Genomic DNA, 16,761 nt, shown 5'->3' with positions numbered 1-16,761 from the left:
AGTTTTTGTCTGATACACCGCTATCGGGAGCAAGCCCCCTCCCACATGCGAACCCTTACTGTTTAGCGCCCGCGGGTGTATCGTATCTGCCCTTTGCAGGCCCCGTGCCTGCGGCAGATACGTGAGGTTGTTGTGTCCCAATCGTTTTCCCGTCGACAGATCCTCGGTGGCCTTGCCGGCCTGGCAGTAGTCGGTGTGGGGGCTGGTGGCGCCTACCGCTACTGGCTGGGCAAGGTTGCCGATGCCAACGCAGGAAGCGATTACCAACTGATTGCCGCGCCGCTGGATGTGGAGCTGGTGCCAGGGCACAAGACCGAGGCCTGGGCATTCGGCCCTTCGGCGCCTGGCACCGAGCTGCGCGTGCGCCAAGGCGAATGGCTGCGGGTACGCTTCATCAACCACCTGCCGGTTGCCACCACCATCCATTGGCACGGCATCCGCCTGCCGCTGGAAATGGACGGCGTGCCCTACGTCTCGCAGTTGCCGGTATTGCCGGGCGAATACTTCGACTATCAATTCCGTGTGCCCGACGCCGGCAGCTACTGGTATCACCCCCATGTAAACAGCAGCGAAGAACTCGGCCGTGGCCTGGTCGGCCCGCTGATCATCGAAGAGCGCGAGCCCACCGGTTTCAACTACGAGCGCACCCTCAGCTTGAAAAGCTGGCATGTGGACGAAGAGGGCGCCTTCGTCGCCTTCAGCATTCCCCGTGAAGCAGCGCGTGGCGGTACGGCGGGACGCTTGTCGACAATCAACGGAGTGTCCCAGGCAGTCGTCGATCTCCCTGCCGGGCAGATTACCCGGGTGCGCCTGCTCAACCTCGACAACACCCTGACCTATCGTCTTAACATCCCCGGCGTCGAAGCACAGATCTACGCGCTGGATGGCAACCCCATCGAGCCGCGCCCGTTGGGCAAGGAATACTGGCTGGGCCCGGGCATGCGTATCTGCCTGGCGATCAAGGCGCCGCCGGCGGGTGAAGAATTGTCGATCCGCAACGGCCCCGTGCGTCTTGGCACCTTTCGTTCGGTCGCTAATACCGACGCACCCACCCAGTGGCCACCGGCATTACCGTCCAACCCGGTTGCCGAGCCGGACCTGGCCAATGCCGAGAAACTCAACTTCAATTTCGAATGGGTCGGCTCGGTGTCGGTCAACGTCGACAACGGCAAGCCGCCGAGCCTGTGGCAGATCAACGGCCAGGCCTGGGACATCACCGACAAGACCTGCGCCGACCGCCCGATTGCCAAGCTTGAGAAGGGCAAGAGCTACATCTTCGAATTGAAGAACATGACTCAGTACCAGCACCCGATCCACTTGCACGGCATGAGCTTCAAGGTGATCGCCTCGAACCGCCACAAGGTGATCCCGTATTTCACCGACACCTACCTGCTGGGCAAGAACGAACGCGCCCGTGTGGCGTTAGTGGCGGATAACCCTGGGGTGTGGATGTTCCATTGCCATGTGATCGACCATATGGAAACCGGCCTGATGGCCGCCATCGAGGTGGTGTGATGCGCCAGGTTCGCCCCACGGCAATTATCGACCGCAGCCGCGATCAGGATTTCATGCGCGAAGCCTTGGCCCTCGCTGCCCAAGGCGCGGCGCTGGGCGAGGTGCCGGTAGGTGCGGTGCTGGTGCAGGACGGTGAAATCATCGGGCGCGGCTTCAACTGCCCGATCAGTGGCAACGACCCCAGTGCCCATGCCGAAATGGTCGCGATCCGCGCTGCCGCCCAGGCGATCAATAACTATCGCCTGGTGGGCAGTACGCTGTATGTGACCCTGGAGCCGTGCAGCATGTGCGCCGGGTTGATCGTGCATTCGCGCATCGCAAGGGTGGTGTATGGCGCACTGGAGCCCAAGGCCGGGATCGTGCAGAGTCAGGGGCAGTTTTTTACCCAGGGCTTTCTCAACCATAAGGTGCTGTTTGAAGGCGGCGTGCTGGCCGAGGAGTGCGGCACGGTGTTGAGCGAATTCTTCAAGGCCCGCCGAGCTAAACCACCACTCTAAAGAACACTGAGAACAAAAAATGTGGGAGGGGGCTTGCTCCCGATAGCGGTGTATCAGCCATAAATGTGGTGGCTGACACTCTGCTATCGGGAGCAAGCCCCCTCCCACATTTGGATCTTCATCTATTCAGTGATTACTTCTTGGCGATGATCACAGCCCGCATCGGCGCCGGCAGCCCTTCGATGGTCTTGCTGTGATCCTCAGGGTCGAGGAAGTCACTGAGCGACTGGTACTTCATCCACTCCGTCCCACGCTGCTCCTCAACCGTGGTCACGCTCACATCTACGCACCTCACCTCACTGAATCCAGCACGGCGCAGCCACAGCATCAACGCCGGCACCGAGGGCAGGAACCACACGTTACGCATCTGTGCGTAGCGATCTTCCGGCACCAGCACCTGCTGCTGATCGCCCTCCACCACCAGGGTTTCCAGGACCAGTTCGCCGCCTTTGACCAGTGTGTCTTTCAGCGCCAGCAAGTGCTCGATCGGCGAGCGGCGGTGGTAGAACACGCCCATGGAAAACACCGTATCAAAGCCTTCCAGGTTCGCCGGCAAATCTTCGAACGGGAACGGCAGGTGCCAGGCCCGTGGCTCGGACAGGTAACGCTGCACCGCCTGGAACTGGCAGAAGAACAACCAGTTCGGGTCTACGCCAATCACGCTGTCGGCCCCGGCGCCGAGCATGCGCCACATGTAATACCCGTTGCCGCAACCCACATCGAGGATGCGCTTGCCGTTCAGGTCCAGGTGCGGCGCGACCCGCGACCACTTCCAGTCCGAACGCCATTCGGTGTCCACATGCACACCGAACAGGTGGAACGGGCCTTTGCGCCAGGGGCTCAGGCCCATCAGGGCAGTGTGCATTTGCGCACGGGTGGCGTCGTCGCAGTCGGTATCCAGCACCAGGCCATTGAGCAGGTCGACTTCGCTGGGCTGGATCTGCGGTAGCGCATCCAGCGCGCTCTGCCAGCGTTCCAGGTCGCCGTGGCCCTTTTCCATCTTGCTATCGAGCTGCGCTTGCAGGCCCTGGGCCCACACGGCCAAGGGGGTGCCAACCAGGTGGCGGGCGAGGGGGGACAAATCAATCATGGCAAGGCAATCAACGAGGCAAAGTTAAGACACTGGAACCACGGCACGACTTTCGAGAACCCGGCCGCCAGCAGGCGTTCGCGGTGTTCCTCTAGGCTGTCGGGCTTCATGACGTTTTCGATGGCGCTGCGCTTCTGGGCGATTTCCAGTTCGCTGTAGCCGTTGGCGCGCTTGAAGGCGATATGCAGGTCGGTGAGCAGCGCGTGTTCTTCAACATCGTTGAAGCGCAGCTTTTCCGAAAGGATCAGCGCCCCGCCTGGCAGCAGCGCCTGGCGGATACGCCCGAGCAACGCCAGGCGTTCGTCAGGGGCGATAAATTGCAGGGTGAAGTTCAGCGCCACCACCGAAGCGGGCTGGAACTGCAGGGCGAGAATATCGCCCTCAATCACCTCGACCGGCAGCAGCTCCTGGAACATCGAGTCCTGGCCATTGAGGTATTCCCGGCAACGTTCGACCATCGCCGCCGAGTTATCCACAGCGATCACCCGGCACCCATCGGTGCGTACATGACGACGCAGGGCCTGAGTGACAGCACCCAGGGAGGAACCCAGGTCATACAACACGCTGTTGGGTTGGGCAAATTGCGCGGCCAGCACGCCGAGGTTCTCGACGATGGTCGGGTAACCCGGCACCGAGCGCTTGATCATGTCCGGGAACACCCGCACCACATCCTCGTTAAAGGCGAAGTCCGGCACCTGGGGCAGGGGCTGGGCGAATAGGCGATCGGGTTCTTTGCTCACGGCTGTTCCGGCGACGAGGGGGAAAGGCCGGCATTTTAGCCAAGTTGGTCTTCGGATGCGCGGGTTGTCTGATGGAAAGCAGAGGCAGTGATGCCCCATTGCCCGAGCCAATAGGTGGTGATCAACAGATAGGGGGCCGCATCGAACGCCAGTACAAACCGATTGATACCGATCAACGTGTCGGAAAACACAAACGATACTGCACCCGCCGCCGCCAGCAGCGCCGAGCGTTTCGGCACAGCGCTGCCCAAGCGCGCCAATGCACGCCAGAGCATGGCGCTGATCACCAGCGCGTAAACCACTACCGGTACCAACAGGTCGCCCAGGCCATGGGCAATCAGAACACTCAACAGGATCGTCCCGACGCCGAGGGCCAGCATCAGGGCCAGCACCGCCAGGCGCCGGCAATCACTGAGATAGGCTTTGAGATAGGCCAGGTGCGCGCACAGGAATGCGCCCAGGCCGAAGATAAACAGGTCCCCCGGCCAGGCGAGCAAGACGTCGCCCACCAGGGAAAAAATCAGCCCCAGGCTGATCCAGCGCCGATAGTCGGTGGGCGGTGCGTCATGCAGCCAACCCAGTAGCGCCAGCACCGGCAGCGGCTTGACCAGCAGGCACAACAGCGTCGCATGGGTCGCCAGGCCGTAGATGAAGGTGCCGGCGCCCATCAAGGCAAGGATCAGCCATGGCATATCAGTTCACCGTAATGGCGCAGTCGAAGGTTTCGACCGGCTCGGCTTCCGGTTCCCAAGGTCGCTGGGAGGTCAGGCGCAAACGGCCCTGGCCAGTGGCAAATGCCTGGAAGCGCCAGGTGGACTGCCCGCCACCGCCAATCACACCGGATTCGCTGCTGCTGTAGACCTCGGGGCTCAAGGCGCGCAAGACACCGCCGGCAGAGTCCTGGATGGCCCAGCGATAACCGGTGGTGGGGTTGCTTGGCAGGGTGAGAATCAGGTTTTGTCCGGTTTTAAGCAGGATTGGGCAACTGCTCTGGTTTTCCACGCTGATGTTTTGCTTGGGAGCACTGGCGCAAGCGGCCAGCAGGGCAAGGCTCAAGGGGAGAAGCAGGCGGGCAGCGGTCATGGGGGCTCCGTTTATACACGACGAAGGGCGAGCATAACCGAAGATGAGACAGGGTGTGACAAGCAGGATATGTGTCGCGGCCACTGACGCCATCGGGGGCAAGCCCCCTCCCACACTTGAATGTGTTCACAAATCAAAATGTGGGAGGGGGCTTGCCCCCGATGAGGCCGGTTCAGGCGCTAGAGCTCTATCAGAACAGCACCTTCGCCACATCCGCAAAGCGCTTGGCGAAGTGCACCGTCATACCTTCCTTCAGATACTCCGGCAATTCTTCAAAACTGCCACGGTTCGGCTCCGGCAAGATCAACTCGTGGATCTTCTGACGCCGCGCCGCAATGACTTTCTCGCGCACCCCACCAATCGGCAATACATGCCCGGTCAGCGTCAGTTCACCGGTCATCGCTACGCCTTTCTTCGGCGGTTGGTTGCGCGCCAGGGACAGCAATGCACTGGCCATGGTCACACCCGCGCTTGGGCCGTCTTTCGGCGTGGCGCCTTCCGGTACGTGCAAGTGCACGAAGGCTTCGTCGAAGAACTTCGGATCACCGCCAAATGACTTCAAGTTCGAGCTGATGTAGCTGTAGGCGATTTCGGCGGACTCCTTCATCACTTCACCCAACTGCCCGGTAAGCTTGAAGCCGCGATTGAGCGTGTGGATACGCGTCGCCTCGATCGGCAACGTAGCGCCGCCCATGCTGGTCCAGGCCAGGCCGGTGATAACGCCGGTGCCGGACAGTACTTGCTCGTTACGGAACACCGGCATGCCCAGGGAGCTTTCCAGGTCCTTGTTGCCGATCTTGATCACGCTGTTGGGCTCATCCAGCAGCTTGACCACCGCTTTGCGCACCAGTTTGCCCAGTTGTTTTTCCAACTGGCGCACACCGGCTTCCCGTGCATAACCGTCGATCAACGCACGCAGGGCGCCGTCGCTGATGCTCAGGCTGTTTTTGGCCACGCCGGCTTTTTCCAACTGTTTGGGCCATAGGTGGCGCTTGGCGATGGCGACTTTTTCTTCGGTGATATAGCCCGACAGGCGAATCACTTCCATACGGTCGAGCAACGGGCCTGGGATCGAATCGAGGGTGTTGGCGGTACACACGAACAGCACTTTGGACAGGTCCAGGCGCAGGTCCAGGTAATGGTCGAGGAATTCGACGTTCTGCTCAGGGTCGAGGGTTTCCAACAACGCCGACGCCGGGTCGCCCTGGAAGCTCTGGCCCATCTTGTCGATCTCGTCGAGCATGATTACCGGGTTCATGACCTCCACGTCTTTCAATGCCTGCACCAGCTTGCCGGGCAGGGCGCCGATGTAGGTGCGGCGGTGGCCCTTGATCTCGGCTTCGTCGCGCATGCCGCCGACGCTGAAACGGTAGAACGGTCGGCCCAGGGATTCAGCGATGGATTTACCCACACTGGTCTTGCCCACGCCCGGCGGGCCCACCAGCAGCACAATGGAGCCGGCGACTTCGCCTTTATAGGCGCCGACGGCGAGGAATTCGAGGATGCGGCTCTTGATGTCGTCCAGGCCCGCGTGATGCTTGTCCAGCACCTTGCGTGCATGCTTGAGGTCGAGCTTGTCTGCGCCGTACACGCCCCACGGCACCGAGGTGGCCCAGTCCAGGTAGTTGCGCGTCACGGCGTATTCCGGCGAACCGGTCTCGAGAATCGACAGCTTGTTCAGTTCTTCATCTATGCGCTTTTTCGCCTGAGCCGGCAGCACTTTGCCTTCCAGGCGCTGCTCGAACTGCTCGACGTCGGCGCTGCGGTCGTCCTTGGTCAGGCCCAGCTCTTGCTGGATGACCTTGAGTTGTTCCTTGAGGAAGAACTCGCGCTGGTGCTCGCCGATCTTGCGGTTCACTTCGGCGGACAGCTCTTTTTGCAGGCGCGCGACTTCGACTTCCTTGCGCAGCATCGGCAAGACTTTCTCCATGCGCTTGAGCATGGGCACGCAGTCCAGCACTTCCTGCAACTCGTTACCGGTGGCCGAGGTCAGCGCGGCGGCGAAGTCGGTGAGCGGTGAGGGGTCGTTGGGGCTGAAACGGTTGAGGTAGTTCTTCAACTCTTCGCTGTACAGCGGGTTGAGGGGCAGCAGTTCCTTGATCGCGTTGATCAGCGCCATGCCGTAGGCCTTGACCTCGTCGGTGGGCTCGCTGGGCTGGTGCGGGTATTCGACTTCCACCAGGTAGGGTGGGCGGTGGTGCTTGAGCCAAGTCTTGATGCGCACGCGGGTCAGGCCCTGGGCCACGAATTGCAGCTTGCCGTTCTCGCGGCTGGCGTGGTGCACCTTGACCAGGGTGCCGTACAGCGGCAGGGCGGAGGTATCGAAATGCCGTGGGTCTTCGGGCGGCGTGTCCATGAAAAACAGCGCGAGCGAATGGTGGTCGGATTTGCTCACCAACTCCAGGGTCTCGGCCCAGGGCTCTTCATTGACAATCACCGGCAATACTTGCGCCGGGAAAAACGGCCGGTTGTGGATTGGGATGATATAGACCTTGTCCGGCAGGTTTTGCCCAGGCAGGGCCAGGCCAGTGTTGGACGAGGTGGTGTCAGCGTTTTCGGGGTCGGCGTAGTCGTTCAGGTCGTAATCAGGGACGTCTTGCTGGTCGCTCATGGGGCACCTGCATAAGGAAGTATGGAGGTTAGATGGGGCGGGTCAGCAGTGGTTTCAATGGTGGGGGTGAGATAGCAACATATTGCATGAAATTACTGCGGCTACCTGGAGAGTATGGGAGGGGGCAAGCTCCTTCCTGACAGTTGACCCGTATTGAATCAGCTGATTTTGTGCAGATACGCAGGCAGCGGCTGTTCCGGCAACACCGATAGCACCTTCAATCGCTGCAACATCCGCTGCCTGGCTCGCTGCAAATGCTCGCGCAGATTCAACGCTGCGGCATCGAACGCCCCATGCAGCAACAATTCAAGAATCAAGCGATGTTCGGCGAGCATGGCAGGATCGGCGCCGATCCCCAGTAAACGATGGAAAATTCGGCTGATAATCATCGGGCTTTGGCCCTGGCGGATCAGGGCGGCGATCTTGCGGTTCTGCAGGCCGGCGAGGCAGTGCTGGTGCAAGTCCTGCTCGATCTGTTCGATGGCTTCCAGGCTGCAATGGGGGCTGTCCTGGGCGTCGAGCACGCGCTGCAGCATGGCCTGGAGCATGACGCGGTCCAGGCCCGGTGCACTCTGGCGCAGGGCTTCGGGCTCCAAACAAGCGCGCAATTCGTAGTCTTCGGTGACTTCACGGGCAGTCAGCGGCCCTGCGAGCCATTGGGAGTAAGGTTCTTTCTCCACCAGGCCACGGTCGCGCAGGCGCATCAGTGCTTCGCGCACCACGGCGCGGCTGACGCCGTAGTGGTCGGCGGCGGCTTGCTCGTCCAGGCGGTAATGACCGAAGGCGATGCAGGTAGACAACGCCGCGCCGATCTCCTCGACAATTCGCTCGCCCAGCGGCCGGGTGTCTACCAACTCGTCTTCATGGTTCAGGCCCAGGTGTCCGTGGCTCAAGGGCAGGCGCAGGGGCTCGATGGCCAGGCCGTCGGGGTTGATCAGGTAACCGCGGCCGTTGAAACGGCAAATCAGCCCTTCGGCATGCAGCAGGTCCAGCGCCTTACGCACCGGTACGCGGCTGGTACCGAACAAGTCGGCCAGCGGCGCCTCGAGCAGGACCAGCCCGTGGCGCGCGGTGCCGTTGACGATCGCGTCGCGCAAAACTCGGTGGATCATCGCGTAACGGGACGCCGAGGCGGACACTGCTTTCATAGCTTTCCTGTGGCTGTGGACGGTGGCCAGGGATTCTCTCATAGATGCGTCTGTCACTCTGCGCCACGTCGACGGCACTTTTTTGGGGCTGTAAACATGGGACTGTTACTTTTTTGCACCAAAACGTACTTTTTAATGAAAGGTACATTATTTTACTCGCGATTTAGGTGGATGCCTTCGCGAGATTTTTATTTCATGAAAAACTATCTAGCTCGATGGTTCGAAGGGAGACCGTCGAGCTAGGGAGGAATCCTCTAACGAGACTGGCACGAAAGCTGCCTTTATAAAACGTACATTTTATTAATATGTACGTTTATATAAGGGTATGCCGATGTCAGACGCCACCTCAATGGCCGAAGCATTCGCCAGCGGTCACAGCGACCCGGTGCAGGTGCTTGAACAGGCCCTCGTTCACGCGAGCATGGCCCCCAGCGTTTTCATCTCCCTGACCGTCGAGCGCGCCCGGCGTGAAGCCGAGGCCTCGGCTGCCCGTTGGCGTGCCGGGCAGCCCTTGAGCGTATTCGATGGCGTGCCATTGGCCTGGAAAGATTTGTTCGACATGGCGGGCACCGTCACCACGGCCGGTGCTGCTTACCGCCGCAACGCGGCGCCTGCTGCGCATGACGCCCCCAGTGTTGGGCTGTTGTGCCGCGCTGGCATGGTCAGCCTGGGCAAGACCAACCTCAGCGAGCTGGCGTATTCCGGCCTGGGTCTCAACCCGCATTTCGGCACGCCCCACAACCCCAATAGCAGTGATCAACCACGCATTCCCGGAGGCTCGTCCTCGGGGTCGGCGGTTGCCCTGGCGGCCGGTATTGTGCCGATTGCCATGGGCACCGATACCGCCGGCTCGATCCGCATTCCTGCCGCGCTCAACGGCGTGGTGGGCTACCGCAGCAGTTGCCGGCGCTACAGCCGCGAAGGCGTTTTCCCCCTGGCACACACCCTCGACAGCCTCGGCCCGCTGACCCGCAGCGTGCGCGATGCGCTGGCCATCGATGATGTGCTCACTGGCCGTACTGGCCGTAGCCAACGCCACATCGCCGGCAGCCTCAAGGGCCAGCGCTGGGTGCTGGAGCAAGGCACCCTGGACAATATCGAGCCGGTCGTACGCATTAACCTGCTACATGCCGTCGATCAATTGAAGGCCGCCGGTGCGTTAGTCGAGGTGCGTCCGTCCGCCACTTTCCAGGCCACCCTTGCGCTGATCGAGGCGCACGGCTGGCTCGGTTCATTCGAAGCATTCGCTTTGCACGAAGCCTTGCTCAATAGCGCCGATGCCGAGCAACTAGACCCCCGTGTGCGGCGTCGCCTCGAAGCCGCACGCTCACTGCCGGCCAGCCAGCTCATGCACCTGATCGAAGGGCGCCGGCGCCTGCAACAGCAGTTGATCGACGACCTCGACGGCGCCCTGCTGATCACCCCGACGGTGGCCCATGTCGCCCCAGCGTTGGCAGCGCTGGAGGCCGACGATGAGCTGTTCGCCACCACTAATCTCGCCACCCTGCGCCTGACCATGCCCGGCAGTTTGCTCGACATGCCGGGCGTCAGCTTGCCCAGCGGCCGCGATGCCCAGGGCTTGCCCACCGGGCTGCTGCTCAGCGCACCGACGGGGGAAGACGCACGCCTGTTGCGTGGTGCGTTGGCCGTCGAATCCGTACTTAACGTTTAAGGAGACACACCATGGCTAAAGATATTCTCTGTGCATTTGGCGTCGACGTGGACGCCGTCGCCGGCTGGCTGGGTTCCTATGGGGGCGAAGACTCGCCCGACGATATCTCCCGCGGCCTGTTTGCCGGCGAAGTCGGCGCGCCACGCCTGCTCAAACTGTTTGAACGCTACGGCCTGCGCACCACCTGGTTTATCCCGGGGCACTCGATGGAAACCTTCCCCGAGCAGATGAAGGCGGTGGCTGATGCCGGCCACGAAATCGGTGTGCATGGCTACAGCCACGAAAACCCCATCGCCATGACCGCCGAGCAGGAAGAAATCGTGCTCGACAAGTCCATCGAGCTGATCACCCAGGTCACTGGCAAACGCCCCACCGGCTACGTCGCGCCCTGGTGGGAATTCAGCAAGGTCACCAACGAGCTGTTGTTGAAAAAAGGCATCAAGTACGACCACAGCCTGATGCATAACGATTTCCACCCTTACTACGTGCGCAAGGGTGACAGCTGGACCAAGATCGACTACAGCCAGCACCCCGACACCTGGATGAAACCCCTGGTGCGCGGCGAGGAAACCGATCTGGTGGAGATCCCGGCCAACTGGTACCTCGACGACCTGCCGCCGATGATGTTCATCAAGAAAGCTCCCAACAGCCACGGCTTCGTCAACCCGCGCCACCTGGAAGAAATGTGGCGCGACCAGTTCGACTGGGTCTACCGCGAGCACGAACACGCGGTGTTCACCATGACCATCCACCCCGACGTGTCCGGTCGCCCGCAAGTGCTGCTGATGCTGGAGCGCCTGATCGAGCATATCCAGAGCCATGCCGGCGTGCGCTTCGTCACCTTCGACGAAATCGCCGATGATTTTATCCGTCGCCAACCGCGTACCTGACCCTTTGACCACCCCCCGAGGCGCGATCCATGTCTATCTACAACAAGCTTGACCTGACTGGCTGGAAACCCCGGCAATTGACGTCCCAGGAAGTGCGCTTTGCCACCTGGATCGCGTTTTTCGCCTGGGTATTTGCGGTGTACGACTTCATTCTGTTCGGCACCTTGCTGCCGGAAATCGGCCGGCACTTTGGCTGGGGTGAAGTGGAGCAAGCCGAGATCGCGACCTGGGTGGCGGTGGGCACGGCGGTGGTGGCATTCGCCATTGGCCCCGTCGTCGATAAATTGGGCCGGCGCACGGGCATCATCTTTACCGTGGCCGGCTCTGCATTGTGCTCGGCGCTCACCGCGATCGGCGGGGCATGGGGCAAGTCGCCGCTGATTCTGATCCGTTCGTTGGGCGGCCTGGGTTATGCCGAGGAAACGGTCAACGCCACCTATCTGAGCGAGTTGTATGGCGCCTCGCAAGACCCACGGCTGACCAAGCGTCGCGGCTTCATCTACAGCCTGGTGCAGGGCGGCTGGCCAGTGGGTGCATTGATCGCAGCAGGGTTGACCGCGTTGTTGCTGCCAATCATCGGCTGGCAGGGCTGCTTCGTCTTCGCCGCGATCCCGGCCATTGTGATTGCGATCATGGCACGCAAGCTCAAGGAGAGCCCGCAGTTCCAGATCCATCAGCGCATCAGCCAACTGCGCAAAAGCGGCGCGGTGAGCGAAGCGCAGAACGTCGCGCTGACCTACGACGTGGATTACGACGAACACAGCAAGGCTGGCCTCAAGGCCGCGTTCCGTGGCCCGGCCCGCCGCGCCACCCTGGTGATCGGTGCCGCGCTGTTGCTCAACTGGGCGGCGATCCAGGTGTTCAGCGTGTTGGGGACTTCGGTGATCGTCAGCGTGCACCACATCTCCTTCGAGAACTCGCTGATCATCCTGGTGCTGTCGAACCTGGTGGGCTACTGCGGCTACCTCAGCCACGGCTGGATGGGCGACAAGATCGGTCGCCGCAATGTCATCGCCCTGGGCTGGATGCTCGGCGGCCTGGCGTTTGCCGGCATGCTATTTGGGCCGAGCAATTTGCCGATGGTGGTCGGGCTGTACAGCCTGGGCCTGTTCTTCCTGATCGGGCCTTACTCGGCAGCGCTGTTCTTTATCAGCGAGAGTTTCCCCACCAGCATCCGCGCCACCGGCGGCGCGATCATCCACGCCATGGGCCCGATCGGCGCGGTGGTCGCCGGCTTTGGCGCGACCCAAGTGCTGGCCGCCGGCAGTGACTGGCAGACCGCCGCGCTGTGGTTCGGCGCACTACCGTGCTTCTTGTCCGGCGCCTTGATGTTTGCCGCACGCCATGTGCGTCCGGAAACCGTTCAGTAAGGAGAGAGTGATGACGCCTAAAGTTGCCTTGATCACCGGTGCCGCCAGCGGCATCGGCCAAGCCCTCGCCGTGGCCTATGCGCGCAATGGCGTAGCGGTGATGGGCGGGTATTACCCGGCCGATCCCCATGACCCGCAGACCACCGTGTCATTCGTGCAAGAGGCTGGCGGTGAGTGCCTGATGCTGCCGTTGGACGTGGGCAACAGCGCCTCGGTGGACGCCTTGGCCGAGCAGGCCGTGGCGCATTTCGGGCGCCTGGACTACGCGGTGGCCAATGCCGGTTTGTTACGCCGTGCACCCTTGTTGGAAATGACCGACGCGCTGTGGGATGAAATGCTCAATGTCGACCTGACCGGGGTGATGCGCACCTTTCGCGCCGCGACCCGGCATATGAAGGAAGGCGGCGCACTGGTGGCGATTTCATCGATTGCCGGCGGCGTGTATGGCTGGCAGGAGCATAGCCATTATGCGGCGGCCAAGGCAGGGGTGCCGGGGCTATGTCGGTCGTTGGCGGTGGAGTTGGCGGCATTGGGTATTCGTTGCAATGCGGTGATCCCGGGGTTGATCGAGACGCCGCAGTCGCTGGACGCGAAGAATTCGCTGGGCCCCGAGGGCTTGGCCAAAGCAGCGCGGGCGATCCCGTTGGGCCGGGTAGGACGGGCCGATGAAGTCGCGTCGTTGGTGCAGTTCTTGACCAGTGATGCATCGAGCTATTTGACCGGCCAAAGCATCGTCATCGATGGCGGCCTGACCGTGCGCTGGCCTGACTGATGTACTCAATCCAAAAATGAGAAGGGGCGGTGCGACCGCCCTCCCGCATTGGAACTGTGTTTTCCAGGAGTTTTTTATGAATCAACTCACCCATCGCCGCGCCGTCATCACCGGCGCCGGCAGTGGCATCGGTGCCGCCATCGCCCGGGCCTACGCCGCCGAAGGTGCACGCCTGCTGCTGGCCGACCGCGACGCTGCGAGCCTGGCCGAAACCGCCATCACCTGCCGCAATCTCGGCGCCGAGGTGTTCGAGTGCTTGGCCGATGTCGGCAGCGTTGAAGGCGCACAGGCCAGTGTCGACCGTTGCGTCGAACATTTTGGCGGTATCGATATCCTGGTCAACAACGCCGGCATGCTCACCCAGGCGCGCTGTGTCGAGTTAAGCATCGAGATGTGGAACGACATGCTGCGTGTCGATCTCACCAGCGTCTTTATCGCCAGCCAGCGCGCCTTGCCGCATATGCTTGCACAGCGTTGGGGACGGATCATTAACGTTGCCTCGCAGCTGGGCATCAAAGGCGGCGCCGAGTTGACCCATTACGCCGCAGCCAAGGCTGGGGTGATCGGCTTTACCAAATCCCTGGCACTGGAAGTGGCCAAGGACAATGTGCTGGTCAATGCCATCGCGCCTGGGCCTATCGAGACGCCGTTGGTGGGCGGCATCAGCGACAGCTGGAAACGCGCAAAGGCCGCCGAGTTGCCCCTGGGCCGTTTCGGCCTGGCGGACGAAGTCGCGCCGGTGGCGGTACTGCTGGCCAGTGAGCCAGGCGGCAATCTGTTTGTCGGCCAGACCCTGGGCCCGAACTCCGGCGATGTCATGCCATGAACGAGGTGTAGCCATGTGCGGACTCTGCGGGCTGTTAGGTGAGGATTTGCACTGGAGCGATCCCTTGGGTGACGAGTTACCGCGACGTCGTGAGCGCCTGCGCCGGATCGCGGCGATCAACCAGGTGCTGGTGGTGTTCCGGCTCAAGGTTGAAGATTTCCAGGGCGCGTCGTATCTGCTGCTCGGTGCCACCGGTAAACAGGCGCTGGCGAGCGGTCTGGATCAACTCTGGCAAGCAGCTGAAAACATGCTGGGCCGACCCTTGGATCCCCTTGATTCGCACCTCTTGGATCACCTGGAGTCGGCTGTATGAGCATCGCCCTGAATGTCATCACCGGCTTCCTCGGCAGCGGCAAGACCACGTTGCTCACCCGCCTGTTGCACGGTGAAAGCCTCGGTGACACGGCCTTGCTGATCAATGAATTCGGCGACGTCGGCATCGACCATCTGCTGGTAGAAGAGGTCGCCCCCGACACCGTCCTGCTACCCAGCGGCTGCGTGTGCTGCTCGATCCGCGGCGAGTTGAAAGATGCGCTGCTCGGCTTGCTGCAACGCCGCGAACGCGGGGAAATCCCGGCGTTCAAACGGGTGATCCTGGAAACCACCGGCCTGGCCGATCCGGCGCCGATCCTGGCGACCCTGAACAATGACGTGCAATTGCGCGGGCGCTTTCATATCGGCCTGATCATCACCCTGGTCGACGCCAGCCACGCCGCGCTGCAAGAGCGCCTGCACCCGGAATGGCTGGCCCAGGTGGCGGCGGCGGATCGCTTGCTGTTGAGCAAGACCGACTTGGCAGGCAACTGCGAGCCACTGCGCGCGCACCTGCGGGCAATCAATGCCGGCACGCCGATCCTCAACACCTTGGATATTCACAGCGGCGAGCAACTGCTTCTGGGCGAAGGCTTGCGCAGCGCCGAGCCGGCCGTAGAAGTCAGCCGCTGGCAACTGCGACCCACCACCACAACCACCCACGGTGCCGCGCAGGTGTGCTGCCTGACCTTCGATCAACCGCTGGACTGGGTCGGTTTCGGGGTGTGGCTGTCGATGCTGCTAAGATGCCACGGCGAACGAATCCTTCGTGTCAAAGGACTGCTTAACGTGAACGCCAGTAACGCTCCCATCGTCATTCATGGCGTGCAGCACTGCCTGCATGCCCCGGTCCATTTGCCTGCGTGGCCGGGCAAAGACCGCCAATCGCGGCTGGTGTTTATCCTGCGCGGCCTTGATCCGGCGCTGCTGCGCCGCTCCTTTGAAGTCTTCTCCCGGCGGTTCGCGGCATGATCACCCTGCGTGTCCTTGGCACATCCGTGACTCTGCTTGAAACGCTGCGCGTGCGCGCCGAACAGGACCTGGGTATTCGCCTGGTATACCAGGTGCACGATGTCGAGCAGGCCCAGCGCATCGCGGTGATGCAACCCGATAGCTATGACCTGTATGACCAGTGGTTCCACAACGTTGACTTCGTCTGGCCGGCACGGGCGATCCAGCCCATCGACACCCGGCGTATTGCCCTGTGGCATGAGATCAATGACCTGCCCAAGCGCGGGCGCTTGTCTGCAGGCGACCGCCTGGGCAGCGGCAGCGTGCCCAGCGAACGTCTGTTCGTGCAGCACGATGGCAGCCTCGGCAGCACCGTCACCGAGCGCATCAGCATGCTGCCCCTGACCCACAACGCCGACAGTTTCGCTTACCGCCCCGAGCGTTTGCCTGAAGGCTTTTGCAGCCGCAACGAAAGCTGGGGCTGGTTGCTGGACCCGGCCTGGGGGGCGCGCACCGCCTTGCAGAGCGACGCCGCCATCGGTGCCCTGGATGCGGCGTTGGCGGTGCAGGGCGCCGGGCTGGCGACTTTCAAGGACATCGGCAATATGAGCATCGAAGAAATCGATGTGCTGGCCGACATCCTGGTGCGCAAGCAGAAGCAAGGGCACTTCGCGGCGTTCTGGTCGGACGATGAAGAAGCCGCGCAGCTGATGCTCAGCCCGAACATCGATATCCAGAGCCTGTGGTCGCCGACCTTGATGCGCCTGCACCGCGCCGGGGTGAAATACCGCCTGGCGGTGCCCCGCGAAGGCTATCGCGCCTGGTTCGGCGGCTTGTCTTTGTCGCGCCATGCCCAGGGGCCGGTGCTGGATGCGGCCTATGCGTACTTGAATTGGTGGCTTTGCGGCTGGCCCGGGGCTGTCATGGCGCGCCAAGGCTACTACATCGGCAACCCGGCGCGTACCCGTGATCACCTGAGCAGCGCCGAATGGGATTACTGGTACGCGGGCAAGCCGGCGCGGGAGGAGCTGCCGGGCAGCGATGGCTTGCCGTTGATCGATATCGGCGATGTGCGCGATGGCGGCTCCTATGAGCAGCGCATGGGGCATATCGCCGTGTGGAACTCGGTGATGGATGAGCACAACTATCTGGTGCGCCGTTGGGGGGACTTTATGCGTGCGCGAGGGGCATAACCTCTCTGGTCAATAATATGACGCTAACCCCTCGGTATTTGCTGGGTTTACTTATGCCCAGTCCCAGCTAATCTGCTGAAACCGAATATCC

The 16,761-nt window shown here is 62.0% G+C and carries 16 protein-coding genes; 10 read left to right on the top strand and 6 right to left on the bottom strand.

Features of this window, described 5'->3' with window-relative positions; all coding sequences use genetic code 11:
* Positions 1-132 precede the first annotated feature (132 nt).
* Both BLU48_RS19945 and tadA read left to right on the top strand, forming a co-directional pair.
* Positions 133-1,515 carry a multicopper oxidase family protein gene (locus tag BLU48_RS19945; RefSeq protein WP_057021451.1) on the top strand — a complete coding sequence of 461 codons (1,383 nt, stop codon included), beginning with the start codon at positions 133-135 and terminating at the stop codon, positions 1,513-1,515.
* Positions 1,515-2,012, top strand: a complete 498-nt coding sequence (gene tadA, locus BLU48_RS19940; RefSeq protein WP_057021450.1) for a tRNA adenosine(34) deaminase TadA — start codon at positions 1,515-1,517, stop codon at positions 2,010-2,012. Before BLU48_RS19945 ends, tadA begins: the two co-directional genes overlap by 1 nt.
* A gap of 133 nt (positions 2,013-2,145) precedes the next feature.
* Here tadA and cmoB read toward each other — a convergent pair whose 3' ends face one another.
* The 6 genes from cmoB to BLU48_RS19910 all read right to left on the bottom strand — a co-directional run bounded on the left by cmoB (position 2,146) and on the right by BLU48_RS19910 (position 8,684).
* Positions 2,146-3,102, bottom strand: coding sequence for a tRNA 5-methoxyuridine(34)/uridine 5-oxyacetic acid(34) synthase CmoB (gene cmoB / locus BLU48_RS19935; RefSeq protein ID WP_057021449.1), 957 nt, complete (start codon positions 3,100-3,102; stop codon positions 2,146-2,148).
* Positions 3,099-3,842, bottom strand: a complete 744-nt coding sequence (gene cmoA, locus BLU48_RS19930; RefSeq protein ID WP_046071093.1) for a carboxy-S-adenosyl-L-methionine synthase CmoA — start codon at positions 3,840-3,842, stop codon at positions 3,099-3,101. The genes cmoB and cmoA overlap by 4 nt, the downstream gene beginning before the upstream one ends.
* Before the next feature lie 35 nt (positions 3,843-3,877).
* Complete coding sequence (locus BLU48_RS19925; RefSeq protein ID WP_043048678.1) at positions 3,878-4,534, bottom strand: lysoplasmalogenase; 657 nt, start codon at positions 4,532-4,534, stop codon at positions 3,878-3,880.
* Position 4,535: 1 nt separating this feature from the next.
* Positions 4,536-4,925 carry a protease inhibitor I42 family protein gene (locus BLU48_RS19920; protein ID WP_057021448.1) on the bottom strand — a complete coding sequence of 130 codons (390 nt, stop codon included), beginning with the start codon at positions 4,923-4,925 and terminating at the stop codon, positions 4,536-4,538.
* A gap of 190 nt (positions 4,926-5,115) precedes the next feature.
* Positions 5,116-7,536: an endopeptidase La gene (gene lon / locus BLU48_RS19915; protein WP_046071096.1), complete on the bottom strand. Its 2,421-nt coding sequence runs from the start codon at positions 7,534-7,536 to the stop codon at positions 5,116-5,118.
* Between the two features lie 158 nt (positions 7,537-7,694).
* The gene (locus BLU48_RS19910; RefSeq protein ID WP_057021447.1) at positions 7,695-8,684 is read right to left on the bottom strand and encodes a GntR family transcriptional regulator; all 990 of its coding nucleotides are present in this window, start codon (positions 8,682-8,684) and stop codon (positions 7,695-7,697) included.
* Between the two features lie 331 nt (positions 8,685-9,015).
* Here BLU48_RS19910 and BLU48_RS19905 point away from each other — a divergent pair, with 331 nt between their 5' ends.
* From BLU48_RS19905 to BLU48_RS19870, 8 genes are all read left to right on the top strand, one after another.
* Positions 9,016-10,356 carry an amidase gene (locus tag BLU48_RS19905; RefSeq protein ID WP_057021446.1) on the top strand — a complete coding sequence of 447 codons (1,341 nt, stop codon included), beginning with the start codon at positions 9,016-9,018 and terminating at the stop codon, positions 10,354-10,356.
* An 11-nt stretch (positions 10,357-10,367) separates the two neighbouring features.
* Positions 10,368-11,246: a polysaccharide deacetylase family protein gene (locus BLU48_RS19900; protein ID WP_010212857.1), complete on the top strand. Its 879-nt coding sequence runs from the start codon at positions 10,368-10,370 to the stop codon at positions 11,244-11,246.
* A 29-nt stretch (positions 11,247-11,275) separates the two neighbouring features.
* Positions 11,276-12,616, top strand: a complete 1,341-nt coding sequence (locus tag BLU48_RS19895; protein WP_057021445.1) for an MFS transporter — start codon at positions 11,276-11,278, stop codon at positions 12,614-12,616.
* 10 nt (positions 12,617-12,626) lie between these two features.
* Entirely contained in the window at positions 12,627-13,388 is a 762-nt protein-coding gene (locus BLU48_RS19890) for an SDR family NAD(P)-dependent oxidoreductase (RefSeq protein ID WP_057021444.1), read from the top strand.
* 76 nt (positions 13,389-13,464) lie between these two features.
* Positions 13,465-14,214, top strand: a complete 750-nt coding sequence (locus tag BLU48_RS19885; protein ID WP_057021443.1) for an SDR family NAD(P)-dependent oxidoreductase — start codon at positions 13,465-13,467, stop codon at positions 14,212-14,214.
* A 13-nt stretch (positions 14,215-14,227) separates the two neighbouring features.
* On the top strand, positions 14,228-14,527 hold the full coding sequence (locus BLU48_RS19880; protein WP_057021442.1) for a hypothetical protein: 300 nt from the start codon (positions 14,228-14,230) through the stop codon (positions 14,525-14,527).
* Positions 14,524-15,498, top strand: coding sequence for a CobW family GTP-binding protein (locus BLU48_RS19875; protein WP_057021441.1), 975 nt, complete (start codon positions 14,524-14,526; stop codon positions 15,496-15,498). The genes BLU48_RS19880 and BLU48_RS19875 overlap by 4 nt, the downstream gene beginning before the upstream one ends.
* The gene (locus tag BLU48_RS19870; protein WP_057021440.1) at positions 15,495-16,670 is read left to right on the top strand and encodes an ABC transporter substrate-binding protein; all 1,176 of its coding nucleotides are present in this window, start codon (positions 15,495-15,497) and stop codon (positions 16,668-16,670) included. The genes BLU48_RS19875 and BLU48_RS19870 overlap by 4 nt, the downstream gene beginning before the upstream one ends.
* Positions 16,671-16,761 lie beyond the last annotated feature (91 nt).

It is taken from the genome of Pseudomonas synxantha (assembly GCF_900105675.1).
In the GTDB taxonomy this organism is placed as follows: domain Bacteria; phylum Pseudomonadota; class Gammaproteobacteria; order Pseudomonadales; family Pseudomonadaceae; genus Aquipseudomonas; species Aquipseudomonas synxantha.
The sequence above is the reverse complement of the archived record's forward strand: the minus strand, read 5'-3'. Positions and strand labels throughout refer to the sequence as shown.

What these genes read in the sequence shown, in the direction of transcription:
- tadA (WP_057021450.1), top strand. Translation starts at nt 1,515, where the DNA reads ATGCGCCAGGTTCGCCCCACGGCAATTATCGACCGCAGCCGCGATCAG.
- cmoB (WP_057021449.1), bottom strand. Translation starts at nt 3,102, where the DNA reads ATGATTGATTTGTCCCCCCTCGCCCGCCACCTGGTTGGCACCCCCTTG.
- BLU48_RS19925 (WP_043048678.1), bottom strand. Translation starts at nt 4,534, where the DNA reads ATGCCATGGCTGATCCTTGCCTTGATGGGCGCCGGCACCTTCATCTAC.
- BLU48_RS19920 (WP_057021448.1), bottom strand. Translation starts at nt 4,925, where the DNA reads ATGACCGCTGCCCGCCTGCTTCTCCCCTTGAGCCTTGCCCTGCTGGCC.
- lon (WP_046071096.1), bottom strand. Translation starts at nt 7,536, where the DNA reads ATGAGCGACCAGCAAGACGTCCCTGATTACGACCTGAACGACTACGCC.
- BLU48_RS19910 (WP_057021447.1), bottom strand. Translation starts at nt 8,684, where the DNA reads ATGAAAGCAGTGTCCGCCTCGGCGTCCCGTTACGCGATGATCCACCGA.
- BLU48_RS19905 (WP_057021446.1), top strand. Translation starts at nt 9,016, where the DNA reads ATGTCAGACGCCACCTCAATGGCCGAAGCATTCGCCAGCGGTCACAGC.
- BLU48_RS19900 (WP_010212857.1), top strand. Translation starts at nt 10,368, where the DNA reads ATGGCTAAAGATATTCTCTGTGCATTTGGCGTCGACGTGGACGCCGTC.
- BLU48_RS19895 (WP_057021445.1), top strand. Translation starts at nt 11,276, where the DNA reads ATGTCTATCTACAACAAGCTTGACCTGACTGGCTGGAAACCCCGGCAA.
- BLU48_RS19890 (WP_057021444.1), top strand. Translation starts at nt 12,627, where the DNA reads ATGACGCCTAAAGTTGCCTTGATCACCGGTGCCGCCAGCGGCATCGGC.
- BLU48_RS19885 (WP_057021443.1), top strand. Translation starts at nt 13,465, where the DNA reads ATGAATCAACTCACCCATCGCCGCGCCGTCATCACCGGCGCCGGCAGT.
- BLU48_RS19880 (WP_057021442.1), top strand. Translation starts at nt 14,228, where the DNA reads ATGTGCGGACTCTGCGGGCTGTTAGGTGAGGATTTGCACTGGAGCGAT.
- BLU48_RS19875 (WP_057021441.1), top strand. Translation starts at nt 14,524, where the DNA reads ATGAGCATCGCCCTGAATGTCATCACCGGCTTCCTCGGCAGCGGCAAG.
- BLU48_RS19870 (WP_057021440.1), top strand. Translation starts at nt 15,495, where the DNA reads ATGATCACCCTGCGTGTCCTTGGCACATCCGTGACTCTGCTTGAAACG.